The sequence below is a fragment of the Streptomyces longwoodensis genome, assembly GCF_001514125.1.
GTDB lineage: Bacteria > Actinomycetota > Actinomycetes > Streptomycetales > Streptomycetaceae > Streptomyces > Streptomyces longwoodensis.
In genome coordinates, this window is sequence record NZ_KQ948558.1 from 128,906 (window position 1) to 146,599 (window position 17,694).

11 protein-coding genes and 1 pseudogene are annotated in these 17,694 nt (G+C 72.4%); 8 read left to right on the forward strand and 4 right to left on the reverse strand.

The annotated features are described in order from the left end of the window. Nucleotides 1–15: 15 nt before the first annotated feature. Nucleotides 16–2,202, reverse strand: coding sequence for a discoidin domain-containing protein (locus tag AQJ30_RS25095; protein WP_067238264.1), 2,187 nt, complete (start codon nucleotides 2,200–2,202; stop codon nucleotides 16–18). Nucleotides 2,203–3,447: 1,245 nt separating this feature from the next. On the opposite strand from AQJ30_RS25095, the gene AQJ30_RS25100 reads away from it, so the two are divergent. The 8 genes and pseudogenes from AQJ30_RS25100 to AQJ30_RS25130 all read left to right on the forward strand — a co-directional run bounded on the left by AQJ30_RS25100 (nucleotide 3,448) and on the right by AQJ30_RS25130 (nucleotide 14,881). After that, nucleotides 3,448–7,482 carry an amino acid adenylation domain-containing protein gene (locus AQJ30_RS25100; protein ID WP_245727106.1) on the forward strand — a complete coding sequence of 1,345 codons (4,035 nt, stop codon included), beginning with the start codon at nucleotides 3,448–3,450 and terminating at the stop codon, nucleotides 7,480–7,482. Nucleotides 7,483–7,544: 62 nt separating this feature from the next. Then, entirely contained in the window at nucleotides 7,545–8,153 is a 609-nt protein-coding gene (gene epsC / locus AQJ30_RS25105) for a serine O-acetyltransferase EpsC (protein WP_067238274.1), read from the forward strand. An 82-nt stretch (nucleotides 8,154–8,235) separates the two neighbouring features. Next, nucleotides 8,236–9,204, forward strand: a pseudogene (locus AQJ30_RS39520) (ATP-grasp domain-containing protein); the annotation flags it as partial. Next, nucleotides 9,178–10,482: a cysteine synthase gene (locus AQJ30_RS39525; RefSeq protein ID WP_425424171.1), complete on the forward strand. Its 1,305-nt coding sequence runs from the start codon at nucleotides 9,178–9,180 to the stop codon at nucleotides 10,480–10,482. The pseudogene AQJ30_RS39520 and the gene AQJ30_RS39525, both read left to right, overlap by 27 nt. Beyond that, nucleotides 10,479–11,753: an ATP-grasp domain-containing protein gene (locus AQJ30_RS25115; RefSeq protein ID WP_079084286.1), complete on the forward strand. Its 1,275-nt coding sequence runs from the start codon at nucleotides 10,479–10,481 to the stop codon at nucleotides 11,751–11,753. Before AQJ30_RS39525 ends, AQJ30_RS25115 begins: the two co-directional genes overlap by 4 nt. A 79-nt stretch (nucleotides 11,754–11,832) precedes the next feature. Further along, the gene (locus tag AQJ30_RS25120; protein ID WP_067238674.1) at nucleotides 11,833–13,089 is read left to right on the forward strand and encodes an ATP-grasp domain-containing protein; all 1,257 of its coding nucleotides are present in this window, start codon (nucleotides 11,833–11,835) and stop codon (nucleotides 13,087–13,089) included. An 8-nt stretch (nucleotides 13,090–13,097) separates the two neighbouring features. Continuing rightward, nucleotides 13,098–14,363, forward strand: coding sequence for an MFS transporter (locus AQJ30_RS25125; RefSeq protein ID WP_079084288.1), 1,266 nt, complete (start codon nucleotides 13,098–13,100; stop codon nucleotides 14,361–14,363). Between the two features lie 65 nt (nucleotides 14,364–14,428). Beyond that, nucleotides 14,429–14,881 (forward strand): cupin domain-containing protein, encoded by a 453-nt coding sequence (locus AQJ30_RS25130; RefSeq protein WP_067238279.1) that lies wholly within the window; start codon nucleotides 14,429–14,431, stop codon nucleotides 14,879–14,881. Between the two features lie 97 nt (nucleotides 14,882–14,978). On the opposite strand, the gene AQJ30_RS25135 is transcribed toward AQJ30_RS25130, so the two are convergent. From AQJ30_RS25135 to AQJ30_RS25145, 3 genes are all read right to left on the reverse strand, one after another. Further along, nucleotides 14,979–15,512, reverse strand: coding sequence for a nucleoside deaminase (locus AQJ30_RS25135; RefSeq protein ID WP_067238281.1), 534 nt, complete (start codon nucleotides 15,510–15,512; stop codon nucleotides 14,979–14,981). 31 nt (nucleotides 15,513–15,543) lie between these two features. Further along, nucleotides 15,544–16,380 carry an LLM class flavin-dependent oxidoreductase gene (locus AQJ30_RS25140; RefSeq protein WP_067238286.1) on the reverse strand — a complete coding sequence of 279 codons (837 nt, stop codon included), beginning with the start codon at nucleotides 16,378–16,380 and terminating at the stop codon, nucleotides 15,544–15,546. An 87-nt stretch (nucleotides 16,381–16,467) separates the two neighbouring features. Further along, nucleotides 16,468–17,694 carry an MFS transporter gene (locus AQJ30_RS25145; RefSeq protein ID WP_067238288.1) on the reverse strand — a complete coding sequence of 409 codons (1,227 nt, stop codon included), beginning with the start codon at nucleotides 17,692–17,694 and terminating at the stop codon, nucleotides 16,468–16,470.

Sequence of the window (17,694 nt, forward strand, 5' to 3'; positions counted from 1 at the left end):
CACCGGACCGCTGCGTCAGCCGTAGATGCCGATCTCGTGCAGGGAGTAGCCCCAGCCGGTGCCGCGCGCGGTGAGCTGGAGGCGGACGTAACGGGCCGTTCCCGTCAGGCCGATGGTGTCCACGTCGCCGTCCCCGGCGGTGGTCGAGTACGCCGAGCGCCAGGTGGTGCCGTCGTCGGAGAGCTGCACCGTGTACGCCTTGCCGTAGGCCGGGTCCCAGACCAGCTGGAGGGTGCGCAGCGCCTTGGCCGCGCCGAGGTCGACCTGGATCCACTGCGGGTCGCTCCAGTCGCTGGCCCAGCGGGTGTCGGCGCGTCCGTCGACGGCCAGTTGGGGCGTGCAGGGGCAGTCGCCGTAGGACTGCTGGGAGGAGGAGGCGGTGGCCGGGCGGTTCAGCGCCAGGTTGGTGCCGCCGACCGGTGGGGCGACGACCCGCACCGACTTGGTCTCGATGCCGGCATTGCCGTGACCGTCCTCGGCCTGGACGTACACCTTCCACACGCCGAGCTTCTGCGGGGCGGTGACGGCGAAGGTGCCGTTGCCGGTGGACCGCCACTGCGCGGCCACCAGTCCCTTGTCGCCGCCGGCGTAGTTCCCGCTGAGGAAGACCTTGTAGGTCACCGGGTCGCCGTCGGGGTCGCGCACGTCGGCGTGCACGGTGAACTCGCCGCCGGCCGGCGCCGAGGTGGCGGGGCTGACGGTCATGTTGCTGAGCACCGGGGGCGTGTTGCCGACGGCGGTCGTGCCGGTGTACGCGCGCTTCACCGCGTAGTACGACAGCCGCTTGAGCCCGTCGGGCACGAGGTTGAACCAGACGCCGCCGAAGTCGTGTTCGGTGCCGTAGTGGAAGAGGGTGGCGCCCAGGGCCACGCCCTGGTGGGCGGTGACGCAGTTCCAGGCCTTGGTGTAGCCGTCGGCCTTCTGCACGTCGGTCGGCTCGTCGGGGACGCCGTTGACGTCGTTCGGCACCTCCCACTCCCCCGCGGGGCCGGTCTCGGTGATGATGTACGGCTTGGTGTAGCCGCCGTCGATCCAGTCCTGGCGCACCTTGCAGACGTTGTTGTACGAGTTCATCGCGTACAGGTCCAGGTCGGGCGCGTTGCGCTGGTAGTACGGCCAGGCGCCGGTCCACGCATCGGTGGAGGTCACCGGGTGGTCCGGGTCGATGCTGTGGATCTTCTTGGCGACGTCGTTGACGAAGCTGGTGTAGGCGTTGCGCTGCGTCTCCAACTGGGCTCCGCTGTAGCAGTTCTGGAGGCCGAGCACGGACTCGTTGCCGACGTTCCACATCAGGGTCGCCGGGTGGCTCTTGTAGGTGTCCACCCACTTGGCGAACTCGGTGAGCGCGTTGGTCTTGTACGTGGTGTCCGTGACGTAGTCGACGCAGCCGCCGGCGCCCGGGCCGCCGCCCGGCTGGAGCCAGAAGCCGTTGATGACGCGGATGCCGTTGGCGGCGGCGCTGTCCAGCAGCGGCTTGGTGGAGGCGTCGGTGCCCCAGGTGCGGATCGTGTTGGCGCCCATGGCCTTCACGTCGGGCAGGTAGGTCGGCCCCGCGGAGGCGGCCGGGCCCCAGGTCACGCCCTTGACGGTGTACGGCTGCCCGCCCACGGTGAGGCGCCAGGCGCCCTGGGTCCCCTCGACCTTGACGGGTCCGCCGGGCGGGGGCTGTGTGGTGCCGCCCCCGGTGGCGGAGCCGTAGACCTGGAACTCCCAGAGGGAGTACCCGTATCCGCCGGCCCGGGCGATGCCCTGCATCCGGACGTAGCGTCCCGTCCCGGACAGGGCGAGGTCGTCGGTGCCGCCGTCGCCGCCGGTCACCGTCCTCAGGGTGCGCCAGTCGGTGCCGTTGTCGGACGCCTGGACCGCGTAGTCCTTGCCGTAGGCGGCCTCCCAGGTCAGGACGACCCGGCTGAGCGTGGCCTGCTGACCGAGGTCGACCTGGATCCACTGCTGGTCGCTCCACTGGCTGGCCCAGCGGGTGCCGGTGAGGTTGCCGTCCACGGCCGCGGCGGGGGCGTAGCCGTCGCCCTCCTGCGAGGAGGCGGTGGCGGGCCGGCCCTGGGACAGCAGGGTGTCGGCGGCGTGGGCGGCCGGGGCGAGCGCGAGGGTGGTGAGCGAGGAGGCGAGGAGGAGCCCGGCCGCGAGGAGGGCTCCGCCGGTGCGGCGGCGGGGTGGTGGGTCGGTGAGGGAGGCTCTGGACACGCGTGCTCCTGGTTCGGTCGCCGTGCGGGAGGCGGGTGGGGGTGGCGGCGGACGGGGGCGGGGTGGTGCGTCGGCCCTCGGGCTCCGTGGCCGGTGCCGCCTGCGGTGGGGACCGCGCGCCGGAACGGAGTGGGAGAGCGCTCTCCGACCATGCCGCGTGGTCATGGAGCGGTCAAGGAGGTGTGCGGGATTTTCTTCGACCTTGTTTCAAGGCTTGAAGCCAGAGGCCGGGAGCCCTGCGGACGGACCGGGCGACCTGAGCCGTCCGCTCGACGAGCCCCGGGTCCGGCCGGCCCCGGACGCCACCCGGAGGCATGCGCGGCGGCCGACGCCGGGCCGCGCGATGCTCAGGATTCGGCAAAGAATGGCCAATGCCGTACGGGTTCGGACGCGTTATGGCCGTGCACGACGACGGCTCGATCCTGTCGTTGCACGATTCCGCCAAGCGGTATCAGGGATTCCGACCGGCGTTTTTCATTGCGGCTCCATGAACGCTTCCTTACAGCCTTGCCCCGGTGACGGACCCGATCACGACTCGAGGCGCGCTGGGGATTCGCTGGAGCAGAGGGCCACGGGTGTGCGCTTGTTACAGGACGGCGAGCCGGGCCGTACACCCGGTCCCGGAGCAAGGATCCGCACCGCGGCCAGCGGGTCGACCGCACCGCGCGCCTCGACGGCCACAACCGGAGCACCCTCGTTCGATTTGCGTTCAAGAAGTGCTGAGCCTTTGCCTCCCGCTCCGCACGACGGCGCCCCCGCGAGAACGGCACTGACACGCCCGACAGTTAAGTGGTGTCGCGCAAGGCACCTCCTTCGTGTACGTTCCGATCGATCACGCAAAGTACTGACCTGATTTCGCCTGCGCGGCACCCTCTGGGGGGAGTTGTACGGTTGGCGCAGGCACACGGTTCGGTAGGGGGAGGCGTACACAGATGTCTGCACCGTGTCCCGGCTACGTGCGGAAGTCCTGCACCCGATGTAGGGCGATGCCGGCCGCACTCTGAGGGCCCGCTCCGCGCACACGGTTCGAGCAGTTCCTCCGGCGAACGATTCACCGATTCGTCGCCGTTCTGACCTTTTTCACGGCTGCCCCGTGCGGCCGAAACCGACCATGGAACGCGCCTTTCGCATGCCCGATGTCGTGGACGTGTTACGCGCGTCGACTCCACCTGCCCTAATTCAAGGCTCCAACGTGACGAATTCCAGGTTCGAAGGATGATGGCGAAACCAGCGGGGTCCGGAGAATTGTCCCTGTCAGAAATGCTGCGCGCGGCCACCGCCGCCCAGCCCGACCGGACTGCCGTCTCCTGTGGCACGGAGCGGCTCTCCTTTCAGCAGCTCAGTGAGCGCAGCGAGCATGTGGGCGCCCACCTGCGGCGGCTCGGTGTGCGGGCGGACGAACCCGTCGGCATCTTCATGGAGCCGTCCGTCGACCTCATGACGAGCGTCTGGGGTGTCCTGCACTCGGGCGCCGCGTACCTGCCGCTGTCGCCGGAGTACCCGGACGAGCGGGTGCGCTACATGGTCGCGGACTCGCGGACCGAGGTCGTCCTGACCTCGGAGTCCCTGGTGCCCCGGCTGGCCGCCCTGACGCCGCCCGGGACGCGGATCGTCACCGTCGCCGACGGCCGGGTCCGCACGGAGGGGCCCGCCGACGGTCCGACCGCCGGGCCGGCGGCATTCGTCCCCCCGCGGGGCGACTCCCTCGCGTACGTCATCTACACCTCGGGGAGCACCGGCAACCCGAAGGGCATCGGCATCGAACACCACAGCATCGTCAGCCAGATGCGGTGGCTGGCCGAGGAGCACGGCCTCGACGAGCGCCGGACGGTGCTGCAGAAGACGCCGCTGAGCTTCGACGCGGCCCAGTGGGAGATCCTCGCCCCGGCCTGCGGCAGCAGCGTGGTGATGAGTGAGCCGGGGATCTACGCCGATCCCGGCGGGCTCATCGACCTCATCACGGCGCACCGGGTCACCACCCTGCAGGGCGTGCCGACGCTGCTGCAGGCGCTCGTCGACACCGGCCGGCTCTCCGACTGCACCTCGCTCACGCACGTGTTCAGCGGCGGCGAGGCGCTCACCAAGACCCTGGCGGTCGAACTCCTCGACGCTTTACCGCACGTCGACCTGGTGAACCTGTACGGCCCGAGCGAGTGCACCATCAACGCGTCGGCGCACACCGTGGACCGTGACACCGTCCACGAAGGTCCCGACCACGTCTCCATCGGCCGGCCGGTCCCGGGCATGAGCTTCCACATCCTCGACGCGGCACGCAGACCGGTGGCTCCCGGCGAGTCGGGTGAACTACACATCGCCGGGCACCAGTTGGCCCGCGGGTACCTCAACAACCCCGAGCTGACGGCGCAACGGTTCATCGCCAACCCGTTCTCCTCGGACCCGGCGTCCGCCCGTCTGTACCGGACGGGTGACCTGGCCCGCTGGAACGACGACGGCACCGTCCAGTTCCTCGGCCGGACCGACAGCCAGGTCAAGCTGCGCGGCTTCCGGGTCGAACTGGACGAGATCAAGGTGTCCATCGAGAAGCACGAGTGGGTGAAGCGGGCCGCCGTCCTGGTCCGGGACGACGCCCGGGTCGGCGCCAACCTGATCGCCTTCATCGAGCTCGACCCGCAGCGCGCCGCGCTGATGGACCAGGGCAACCACGGCAGCCACCACCAGTCGAAGCAGAGCAGGCTCCAGCTCAAGGCCCAGCTCGCCAACCTGGGGGTGCGTCAGGAGGACGGCGCGGCCGTCGTCGAGCTGCCCGGCCGCGCGGCCACGGCTGGCCAGCGGCGCACCGTGTTCGCCCGCAAGACGTACCGGTTCTTCGAGGGCGGCGAGGTCACCCGCGCCGACCTCCTGGGCCTGCTCGCCCGCCCGGATGGGCCACCGGCCGCGCACCGGGACCCGGCCGCCCTGAGCCTGGCCGAACTCGGCACGCTGCTGCGCTGGTTCGGGCAGTTCCCGAGCGGCGAACGGCTGCTGCCCAAGTACGGGTACGCCTCCCCCGGCTCGTTGTACGCCACGCAGCTCTACCTGGAGCTGTCCGGGGTCGCGGGCCTCGACGCGGGCCTCTACTACTACCACCCGGTCGAGCACCGGCTCGTGCTGATCGGAGCGGCCGCGGCAGGCGGGCCCAGGCTGCGGGTGCACTTCGTCGGACGCCGGTCGGCGATCGAGCCGGTCTACCGCAACAACATCCAGGAAGTCCTCCAGTTCGAAGCGGGCCACATGGTCGGCCTGTTCGACCACGTCCTCCCCGAGTACGGGCTGCGCATCAACCCCGGCCCGGCCACGCCGGGGGTCAAGGACCTGCTGCGCTGCCCGGACGAGGACTACTACCTCGCGACCTACGAGGTGGAGTCGGCCGCGGCACCGGCCGTGCCCAGCCCGGTCGAGCTGTACGTGCAGGCCCACCCCGACCGGGTCGTGGACCTGCACGGCGGCCAGTACCGCTTCGACGGCGCCGACTTGGTGCACGTGTCCGACGACCTGGTCCGCAAGCAGGACGTCATCGCCATCAACCAGGAGGTGTACGACCGGGCGAGCTTCGGCGTCAGCCTGATCGGCCGCGCACCGGAGCCCTGGCAGCGCTACGTCGACCTCGGCCGGGAGCTGCAGCGCCTGCAGCTGAACGGTCTCGACGTGGGGCTGATGTCGTCGGGCTACAGCTCGGAGACCGGCAACCCCCTGCCGTCCGCCCGGCGCATCGCGGACATCGTCGACCTCGGCCCCGGCACGGCCTCCTACTTCGCCGTCGGCGGCCGCATCAGCGCCGAACAGCGGCTCAGCGAGGGGATGAAGGAGGACTCCGTCCACATGCGGGGGCCGGCCGAGATCGTCAAGGACAACCTCGCCGAGACGCTGCCCCCGTACATGGTGCCCAACCGGGTCACCGTGCTGGACGCCTTCCCGCTCACCCCGAACGGCAAGATCGACCACCAGGCCCTGCGCGAGCGGGACAAGGCGGCCGTCGACCACACCGACACACCGGTCGTCCCGCCCCGCACGCCCACCGAGGAGGCCATCGCCGCGCTCTGGGGCGCGGTGCTCCGCCAGGAACGCGTCTCGATCCGGGACAACTTCTTCGCCGCCGGGGGCCACTCGCTGACCGCGGTCAACCTGGTCGGGCGGATCAACCGGGAACTCGGCAGCTCCCTGCCGCTCCAGGTGCTGTTCGACGCGCCGACCATCGCCGAGCTGGCCCGGCGCGTCGACCGGGAGCCCGCGACCGCGCTCACCCGGCTGGTGCGGCTGCGCGCCGGGGACGGCGCCCGGCCGGTGTTCTGCTGGCCCGGGCTCGGCGGCTACCCGATGAGCCTGCGGCTGCTGGCCGGCCGGCTGGAGCTGGACCGGCCGTTCCTCGGGGTGCAGGCCCACGGCATCAACGAGGGCGAGGTGCCCTACCCGACGTTCGAGGAGATGGTCGCCAGGGACATCGAACTCGTCCGGCGGGTCCAGCCGGTCGGCCCGTACACCCTGTGGGGGTACTCCTTCGGGGCCCGGGTCGCCTTCGAGGTGGCCCACCAGCTGGAGCGGGCGGGCGAGCAGGTCGACGAGCTGATCCTGATCGCGCCGGGCAAGCCGCCCGTGGAGGCCGGCGCCGAGCATGCGGCGGAGGCAGCGGCCGGCTACGCCGACCCCACCTTCGTCTCGATCCTGTACTCGGTGTTCGCCGGGAACCTGGAGCGGTCGGCGGTCGAGGCGTGCCTCGCCGCGACCCGGGACGAGGACTCCTTCGTCGACTTCGTCTGCGGCCGGTTCGAGCACCTGGACCGTGACCTGGTGCGCCGCATCGTCGGCGTGGTGCGGACGACCTTCCCCTTCGAGTACGCCCCCGACGAGCTGGCCCGGCGCGGCGTCACGGCGCCGATCACCGTGCTCCGGGCCCGGGGCGACCAGGACTCCTTCATCGACTCCGCCCCCGGGCTCGCGCGGACGTCCCTGCAGATCAGCCGGCTCCAGGCGGACCACTACGAACTGCTGCGCGCGCGGGGCATCGACGAACTCGTCTCCGCCCTGGACGCCGCGCACCTCACCGGAAAGGCCATCGGAGTGCCCCACGTCAGCATCAAGCATTTCCCGAACAACCTCGCGGCCGACCAGATCTCCGCGCTCGTCGACGCGATCACCAGCGCCGTGCGGACCGCCTTCTCGGTCGACGAGGGCGCCGTGTCGATCGCCCTCGAACCGGTCGCCCAGGAGGCCTGGACCGAGCGGGTGTACATACCCGAGATCGTCCAGGGGACGGCGAACCTGGTGAAGGCCCCCAACTACTGACGCCCGCCGCGGAATTCGACGTGCCACCGGGAAAGACCAGACATGACATTACGGAGCATCGCATGCGTAGGCTGATCGTCAGGGCGAGGGAGGACCTCTCCGTGATCGTCGCGCGGGACCCGTCGGTCCGCACCCGCGCGGAGGCGCTGCTGCACCCCGCCCTGCCGGCGCTGTGGACCCACCGGCTGGCGCACGCCCTCTACACCCGTGGGCACCGTCAACTCGCCCGGCTCCTCGCCTATGTGGCCCGCTCGGTGACCGGTGGCATCGAGATCCACCCGGGCGCGAGGCTCGGCCGGCGCGTGTTCATCGACCACGGCGCGGCGGTGGTGATCGGGGAGACGGCCGAGGTCGGCGACGACGTCACGATCTTCCACCAGGTCACGCTGGGTTCGGTCGGCTGGTGGCGGGACGGGCGCCGGGCGGCCGGCGCCCGCCGGCACCCCGTCGTCGGCGACCGCGTGGTGCTCGGCACCAACGCGATCGTGCTGGGCCCGGTCACCGTGGGCGACGACGCGCTGGTCGGCGCCGGGTCGCTCGTCCTGGGTGACGTGCCGCCGGGCGCCCGCGTGATGGCCCCCCTGGGCGAGGTCACGCCGCGCCTGTCGGCCGCGGACCGCGAGGAGGCGGACGAGCTGCTGCGCGCGCTGGCCACCTCCGGGTGCTGGTGACGGCCGGCCCCGTCCCCCACCCCGCACGTCGCCCGCCGTTCCCCGCCCCCCGACCACGCGTCGGCAGCCATCGGAGGCACACATGATTCACGTCGGAGTCGTGGAGAGCAATCTCTCCGGATCCGGCTTCGAGGGCCTGCAGATCATCAAGGAACTCGACTGCCGCGTCACCTTCTTCACCCGCGACCTGGACCGCTACCTGGCCGTGCCCGGCGGACCCGCCTACTTCGAGCAGTACGTCGACGAGATCGTCCACTGCGAGACGAACATCTACGAGGAGCTCCTGCCGCACGTGCACGCGGCCGGGGCGGAGCACCCCTTCGACGCGTTCCTCACCCTCGCCGAGTACGACGTGGTGGTGGCCGCCCAGGTGGCGGTCCACCTCGGGCTCCCCACGGTCAGCGTCGACGGTGTCGCGACCGCGCGCAACAAGGCGCTGATGCGCCGGCGCTGCGCCGAACTGGGCGTCGCCATACCGGCGTTCCGCACCGTGCGCGACGCCGCCGAGGCGGAGGCGGCCGCGGCCGAGATCGGACTGCCCTGCGTGGTCAAGCCGGCCGACGAGACCAGCAGCGCGGACGTGCGGCTGGTCGACACCGCGGCGCAGGCCGCCGAACACGTCGCGCTGATCCAGTCCCGCAGGGAGAACACCCGCGGTCAGGCGCGCTACCACGAGCTGATGGTCGAGGAGTACCTGAGCGGCCCCGAGGTCAGCGTGGAGGTGCTGGCCGACGGCGACCGCTACGAGGTCTTCGGCGTCACCGACAAGTCGGTCGTCGGCCAGGGCTACTTCGTGGAGCTGGCCCACACCTTCCCCTCCAGCCTGCCCGAGCCGGTGGTCCGCGCCTGCGGCGACCTGGCCGTCGAGGCGCTGCGCGCGGTCGGGTTCGACCTGGGCATGGCGCACGTCGAGATCAAGGTGACGCCGGGCGGGCCCAAGCTCATCGAGATCAACCCCCGGCCCGCCGGGGGCAAGATCACCTACCTGGTCGACCGGGCCCTGGGCATCAAGTCCCTGGAGCTGGTGGCCCGGCAGTACCTGGGGCAGCCCCTGCCCGCCCGCGTCCTGCCCGAGAAGCCGGTCGGCGGCGCCGCCATCCGTTACCTGACCGCACCGCCCGGCCGGGTCGTGTCGGTCGGCGGCCGGGAACGGGCCGCCGCGCTGCCCGGCGTCGAGGAAGTGGTCGTCAAGCCCAAGCAGGGCTCCGTGATACGGGAGTTGCGCCGCAACGGCGACCGCGCCGGGCACGTGCTCGTGGTGGCCGACACCGCCGAGCTCGCGGCGCGCACCGCGGAGGCCGCCGCGCAGGAGATCAGCATCCGCACCGAGCCCGTCGTACGGCGCCCGGTCGCGGACTCCCTGGCCGACCTGATCGGGGGCACCCCACTGCTGCGGCTGCCGGTGCACCGCGTCGTGGACGGGGCCCCGGACGACGCCGAGGTGCTGGCCAAGCTGGAGCTGTTCAACCCCTGGTCCAGCAGCAAGGACCGGGCCGCGCTGTCGATGCTGCGCGGCGCCGAGGAGCGCGGGCTGCTCACCCCGGGCGACGGCACCGTGATCGAGGCGACCTCGGGCAACACCGGCATCTCGCTGGCCGCGCTGGCCGCGGCGCGCGGCTACCGCTGCGTCATCGTGCTGCCGGACAACGCCACCCAGGAGCGGGTGGCCATCCTGCGCTCCCTCGGCGCCGAGGTCGTACGGACCCCGCACACGGGCGGCTACCAGGCGGCCGTCGACAAGGCGGAGGAGCTGCACCGGCAGACCCCCGGGTCCTGGTTCTGCTGCCAGCACGACAACCCGGACAACACCCGCGCCCACTACGAGACGACCGGCCCGGAGATCTGGAGCGACGCCGACGGGCGGATCGACGTGTTCGTGGCCGGGGTGGGCACCGGCGGGACGCTCAGCGGCGCCGGACGCTACCTGCGCGAGGCGCACCCGGCGGTGCGGATCGTGGCGGTGGAGCCGGCCGGCTCGCCGCTGCTGTCCGGCGGCGAGCCGGGGACGCACTCCATCCCGGGCTTCAACGGCGGCTTCATCGCGCCCACCACCGAACGCCACCTCATCGACGAGGTGATCGCGGTCTCCGACGAGGACGCCCTGGACACCACCCGGCGGCTCGCGGCGCGCGCCGGTCTGCTGGTCGGGGTCTCGGCGGGTGCCGTCGTCCACGCGGCCGGCGTCCTGGCGGCCCGCCCGGAGTACCGGGGCCGGCGCATCGTGACCCTGTTGCCCGACACCGGCGAGCGCTACCTCAGCGTGCTGGGCCGCGAGGCCGAGGCCGGGCCGGCCGGCGCCGTGGCCGCCGGGGCGGGCGGTGCCCGGTGACGACACCCGCACCCGCCGACGGCCGGCCGCGCCTGCTGATGGTGATGCCGTACCGCCAGTTCGTGCGCAAGGCCCAGGCCGAGGGGTTCTGGGTCGGCGCGGTCTGGGACCCCCGGCTGGAGTCGCCCGCCTACCTCGACGACGTCCGCGCCCTGGCCGACCTGTACGTGGAGACCGACTTCCAGGACCCGGACGCGCTGCGCCGCACCCTGCGCGAGGTGGCCCGCGAGCACCGGGCCACGGTGATCTACCACATCGGCCGGGAGGAAACGATGGTCACCGCCCACGAGGTGGCCGAGGAACTGCACGCCGAGCTCAACCCGGCCGAGGCGATCCGCTTCCTCGCCGACAAGCACGCGATGCGTGACCTGCTCGCCCGGCGCGGGCTGTCCCCGGTGTCCTTCGAGGCGGCGCCGACCCGGCGGGAGGTGCCGGGCGCGGTCGAGCGGATCGGCTGCCCCGCCGTCGTCAAGCCGGCCGCGCTCGCCGGCAGCCGGGGCGTGTTCCTGTGGCAGGAGCCGCAGGACCGGGCGACGTGGACGGCGCTCGTAGACGCGTACGGCTACGACGGGCCGTTCCTGGTCGAGGAGTACCTGCGGGGTCCCGAGTACAGCGTGGAGACGCTGAGCCGGGACGGCCACCACCAGGTCGTCGGCATCACCGAGAAGCTGCTGGGCCCGCCGCCGCTGTTCGTGGAGGTCGGGCACGTCCACCCGGCGCCGCTCCCCGAGGACCGCCGGCGGGCCGTGGAGGACCTCACCACCGAGCTCCTCACGGCGTGCGGCTATCGGTTCGGGCCGGCCCACACCGAGGTCATATGGACCGAGCGCGGCCCGCGGATCGTCGAGTCGCAGGCCCGTCTCGGCGGTGACCGCATCCCGCGGCTCGTCGAGCTGGCCACCGGACTGGACATCGAGCAGGCGATCTTCACCGCCCTCGCGGACCGGCCGGTGGCGCTCTCCGGGGCGACGGCGACGGCGATCGTGCGGTTCTTCACCTTCCCGCCCGGCCGCATCGGCGAGATCCGGGGCCTGGAGACGATCGCCGCGCTCCCCCACGTCGACGAGCTGAGCCTGCGGCTGAGTGAGGGTGACACGGTCCCGGAGGTCCGCGACTCCAAGAGCCGGCACGGGCACGTCATCGTCTCGGGCGCCACCGCCGAGGAGGCCCGGGCCCGCTCCGCGGAGGTGCTCGCCGCCCTCGAGGTCGTCATCGACGGCACGCCCGTCCGGGCGGACGGCCGCACCTCGGTGCTCGGGACGCCCGTATGAACGCCGTCGGTCACGAGTCCCCCCACGTTCGAAGAAAGGCAGTGACCATGCAGTGGTCCACACCCACCAGGAGATCGCCATGACCAGCCCCGCCAGCGACGCACAGGTGGTGTTCGTCGGCTACAACGCGGCCTACCTGCGCGCCATCGACGGGAGCGTCCCCAGCGGGTCCGTCGTGGTGATCGAAGAACCCGACATCATCCGCAAGCGTGAACTGCACGACGCCGCCGACCGGTTCGACTGCCTGGACCGGATCGTCCCCGCGAGCTACCAGCAGTCGGCCGGGGCCCTCGACCTGGCCGCCGAGCTGACGGCCACGCGCCCGGTGGCCGCCGTCGTCCCCGGTCTGGAGTACGCGGTACCCGCCACGGCCGCGCTCGCCGAGAAGCTGGGACTGCCCGGGGCGACCGAGGCGGCCGCTCAGGCGCTGCGCGACAAGGTGCGGCTGCGCGAGGTCTCCGGGGCCGGCGGCGTCCGCAACCCGCGCTGGCGCGAGGTGCACGGGCCCGCGGACATCCTGGAGTTCGCCGACGGCGGCCCGGTGGTGGTCAAGCCGGCGAACCGGCAGGCGAGCGTGGGCGTGCAGCTGCTGGACTCGGTCGACGAGGCCACCGCGGCCGAGGCCTGGGAGCGGACCTCGTCGGCCGCCGAGTACGAGCAGGTCCCCGACCGGGAGCTGACCTGGCGCTTCCTCGCCGAGGAGCGGCTGCGCGGACCGGAGTTCAGCGTCGAGGCGCTGGTGCGCGAGGGCGAGGTGGTCTTCGAGAACGTCACCGCCAAGACCGTCGTGCCGGGGCCGTACCCGGTGGAGCAGGGCCACCTGCTGCCCGCTCCGCTCGACCCCGCCACCCAGGAGGCGTTCGGCACGGCGATCCGGAAACTGGTCGCCGCCACCGGCTTCGGCACGGGCATCCTGCACGCCGAGTGGATCCTGACCGACGAGGGCCCGACGCTGGTCGAGTGCGCCGGCCGCTGCCCCGGTGACTACCTGGTCGACCTCATCGACCTGGCCTACGGCACCCGCGTCCGGCTGACCCTCATCGACCTGCTCGCCGGCCGTCCGGTCACGCTGCCCCGCTCCGCCGAGCGGACCTCGGCGATCCGGTTCCTGGCCGCCGAGCCGGGCACCGTCACCGGGATCACCGGCCTGGAAGAGGCGCAGCGGCTGCCGGGCGTGCACGTCGCGGAGGTGGACGTCGAGGCCGGCCAGGAGGTGCGCCCCTGGGCGTCGTCCTGGGACCGGGCCGGCCACGTCATCGCGACCGGACCGGACGCGGACACCACCCGCCGGCGCGTCCTGGACGCGGACGCCGCCATCCGCATCGCTACCGATTGAGGATCGACATGTCTGCTGTGTGGCAACGCGTCCGCGGGTGGCGCGGCTCCATGCCGGGAGGCTCGGTCGGTCTGCGGCTGGCCGTGATGGCGATGATCGACGCGGTCGGCACGGGCGCCTTCCTGGCCGTGTCCGTGCCGTTCATCACCCGCTCGGTCCACCTGTCGGAGGGCAACCTCGGCCTCGGCCTGACGCTGTCCGCCGCCGTCGCCCTCGCCACGGCCATCCCGATCGGCGTCCTCGCGGACCGGATCGGGCCGAAGAAGGTGCTGGTCGGGGTCAGCCTGTGGCGCTGCGCCTGCTTCGTGCTCTACCCGTTCGTGCAGAACCTGTGGCAGTTCCTGACCGTGGTGTGCCTGCTCGGCCTGGTCGACAAGGCGGCGGCCCCGATGGAGCAGGCCCTGGTCGGACAGGTCACGGCGACCGAGGACCGGGTCAGGGTCGTCGCCATCCTCCGGTCGCTGCGCAACGTCGGCTTCACGGTGGGCGCCCTGCTCGGCGGGATCGGCCTGCTGATCGACACCCGCGCCGGGTACAGCGCGATCCTGCTGGTCAACGCCGCCTCCTTCGCGGTCCTTGCGAGCCTGGCCGCGCGGCTGCCGGTGCTCAGCGCCCCGGCGAAGAGCCTGCGCCGGCGCTTCTCGGTCAGCGTGCTGCGGGACGGGTCGTTCCTGTCGTTCACCGGGATCAACGCCGTGCTCACCATGCACATGACGCTGCTGAGCATCGGCATCCCGCTGTGGATCGTCAAGCACACCGACGTCTCCTCGGCGCTGATCTCGCCGCTGGTGGCGGTCAACACCGTGCTCGCGGTCGCCCTCCAGGTGCGGGCGAGCCGCGGGACCGACACCATCGCGGGTGCCGCCCGGGCCCTGGTATGGGCGGGCATCTCGCTCGCGCTGTGCTGCCTGCTGCTCGTCGCGGCGCCGAAACTGCCGGTGGTCCTGGCCGTCGGCGTGCTGCTGCTGGCGATGGTCGCGCTGACCGGCGGCGAGCTGTTCCAGTCCGCCGGCGGCTGGGGCGGCTCCTACCTGCTGGCCGCGCCCGGCCAGGAGGGCGTCTACCTCTCGGTCTTCTGGCTCGGCGTGGCCATCCAGCAGATCGCGGCGCCGGTCCTGGTCAGCCTGGTCGTCACGACCGGGACCTCGGGCTGGGTCGTCCTGGCCGCGCTGTTCGCCGTCTGCGGCCTCGCCGCGCCGGCCATCGGCCGCTGGGCGCAGGCCCGGGCCGACAGCAGGCCCCAGCCGGACCCGACCCTGGCCGAGGCCACGTAACCACCCCTGAACCGCCGGCCGCTCGACCGTGTCGGCACTGTGTGATCAACCATCTGAGGAGAGACATGTCCGTTCCGCTGTACGTTCCGTCGGGCGAAGGCGAGTTCGTCAACATCCGCGACACCAAGAGGACGTACCTCAAGCTCACCACGGCGGACTCCGACGGCGAGTTCGGCTTCTTCGAGCACCACATGGCGCCGGAGGCGAGCGGTGCCAGCCCGCACATCCACAAGCAGTCCACCGAGATGTTCTACGTGGTGAAGGGCGAGATCGAGTTCACCATCGGTGACCGCAAGGTGGTGGGTGAGCCCGGCGCGTTCGCCTACGTGCCCAAGGGCGAGCCGCACGGTTTCACCAACCGGGGCAACGAGGACGCCACGCTGCTGATCATGTTCTACCCGATCTACAACCGCGAGGACTACTTCCGCGGTCTGGGGCGCCTGACGGCCAACGGGCGCAACCCCAGCCTGGAGGAGCTCCAGGAGCACATGGCGAAGTACGACCAGTTCATGGTCTGACCCGCCGACCGGCGACACGGCCCGACGGGCCGGCCGACGGCGAACGAACGGGGCCTGGCAGCGATCGCGCCGCCAGGCCCCGTTGGGCGTGCCGCGGTCAGTCGCCCGCGCTGTTCCTCTGCCGGAAGCGCCACTGCAACTCGCGCACCTGCTCGGCGAGTTCGGGCACCGGGCCCGCCACTTCCTGGCCGGGGACGACGTCCTGGACGGCCAGCGGGGCCAGCGGGGAGGTCACGGGGACGCCCCACTCGGCCTTCCAGTCCCGGGCCTGCTGGGACGAGCTGGCGTACACGATGCGGCCGAGCCCGGCCCAGCCGTGGGCGGCCGCGCACATCGGGCAGTGCTCGCCCGAGGTGTACACCGTCGCGGTGGCCCGCTCCTCGGGGCCCAGGTGGGTCACGGCCCAGCGGACCAGTTCGAACTCGGGGTGCCGGGTCGGGTCGCCCGTGGTGGACTCGCGGTTGCGGTCCTCGGCGAGGATCTTGCCGTCGGCGTCGACGAGCACCGAGCCGAACGGCCAGTCGCCGGCGTCCACCGCCTCCGCGGCCAGCTCGATGCAGCGGCGCAGGTAGGGCAGCTCGGCCTCGTCGACGGTGCCGGGCCGGGAAGGGTCGTGGTCGTTGGGGGCCACTGTCACTCCGTCTCTCTGTGGGGGGGGTCGGCTACGGCCGGTGTGCGGCCACGGTGGCCAGGGCCTGCCACGCCGCCTCGGGTCGCAGGGTCTCTTCGGGGTCACCGTGGTACGGGTCGAGCAGCACGGTCTCCGCACCGGCCCGGCGCAGTTCCTCGATGTCCTCGAGAACCTGCTCGAGGGTTCCTTCGCCGGCCCGCCGGTCGGGGTCGTCGATCGGTTTTTCGGTCAGCTGGAGATAGATGCGCGGGGCCAACTCGGGAACGGGCAGTTCGAGTTCGTCCGCGATATTCCGCAGCCGCGGCAGCGCTTCCCGGAACCACGACATGGTGAACCGCAGGGGGTGCCAGGGAGAACCGAAACGAACGGCCCGCCGTATTGCGGCGTCACTGTTTCCGCCGACCCAGATCGGAATCCGGCCGCTGCCGTAGTCGGCCTCGTCGGCCCATGCGGTCCGCAGGGTCCGCAGGAGTTCGTCGGTGAGCGCGCCGCGCCGGTTGAACGGGACGTCCAGCGCCGCGAACTCCTCGCGTGCCCAGCCGACCCCGACGCCCACGACCAGCCGCCCGCCGCTGAGTTGGTGCAGGTTGGCCGCCATGCGGGCGACCAGCAGGGGGTGCCGGTAGGGCGCGATGAGCACCGTCGTGCCCAGGTGGATCCGGGTCGTGATCCCGGCCAGCCAGGCCAGTGTGGTGACGGGTTCGTAAAAGGGGGCCGGATATTGTTTCGCCACATCCGATGTGATCGCCACATGATCGGAGAGCATCAACAGGTCGAAACCCAGACCCTCCGACGTCTCGGCCCAGCGGGCCAGGTTGTCCGGGGTGGCGCCCGGACCGAAGTTGGGAACATTCACGCCTATCCGCATGGCCCCACACTAGCAACTGGGCGGCGGTGGCGTGCAGTTGTCCACGAGCCTTATGGCGGCCGAATCCACGGGGAAATGCGCCGCACTTCACCCGTCGGGGGGAGCGCCGGATTTCCCTGCTTCCGGTGGCCGTGCCGAGCGCAGCGAGAGGGGGAGGAATACGGCCAGGACGGCGGCCGTGGCCGGGAAGAGGGCGGGCGGGCCGCCGAGGGCGAGCAGCGGGCCGCCCAGGAGCGAGCCCGCGCCGGTGCCACCGTCGAACGCGATGTTCCAGGCGACCCCGGCGAGTCCGAGCCCGGCGGGGTGGTCGCCCGCGGCGTGCAGGGCGAGGACCAGCGTGGCGCTCTGGATCGCGCCGAACCCAGCTCCGAACAGGGCGGTTCCGGCCAGTAGCACGGCCGGCTGGTGGGAGGCGGCGCCGGCGGCGGTGCCGAGCGCGGTGACCAGTACGGCGGGGCCCAGCACCCGGCGGCCGCCGTAGCGGTCGACGAGCCATCCGGCGCCGAGCCGGGAGGGCACGAGGGACAGCTGCGCCGCGAGCAGCGCCCCGGGCGCGGCCGGGGCGGTCAGTGGCAGGAAGGTGAAGACGACGCCGTACGCCATGGTGGAGGCGGCCTCCACCAGCAGGGGGCCGGCCATGGGGCGCAGGGCGCGACGCGTGGCCCGTGGGCTCCCCCGGTCGCCGGATCCCGAAGTGGCCACGGGGGCCGGCGCGGTGCGGGGGAAGCAGAACGCGCCGGCCACGACCAGCCCGGCCGTGAGCGCGGCCAGGGTGAACACGAGCGGGTAGGCCCCCTCCCGGGCCAGGGCGATGCCCGCCGGTGCCCCCAGCACGCCGGCGGCCCCGCCCACCGCGCCGTACCAGCCGATGGCCCTGCCCCGGGCGCCCGGCGGGAACAGTTCGGCGGTGAAGGTGACCCCCGCGACGACGAAGACGCCGAAACCCAGACCGCGCAGCGCCGCCAGACCGGTCAGCGCCCACAGCGCGGAGACGGCCGGCAGGGGCAGGCAGGGCAGCCCGAACAGCGCGCCGCTCAGGGCGAGGGAGTGCCGGCGCCCGAGCCGGGCGAAGAGCCACGGGGTGACGGGCTGGACGACCAGGGTCGCCGCCATCAGTGTCGCGGTGAGCGCTCCGGCGCCCGACGGTCCGGCGCCGGAGCGGACGGCGTACGCGGGCAGCGCGGAGAGCGTCAGGTTGAAGCTCGCGAAGCCGCCGAACGCGGCGATCAGGGCGCCGGCCACCGCGACCCGCCTCCGGCCGGCGGTCGGGGCCGGGCGGAGGTCGGTCGCGGCGGAGGGGTCCGGTGGCGTCAT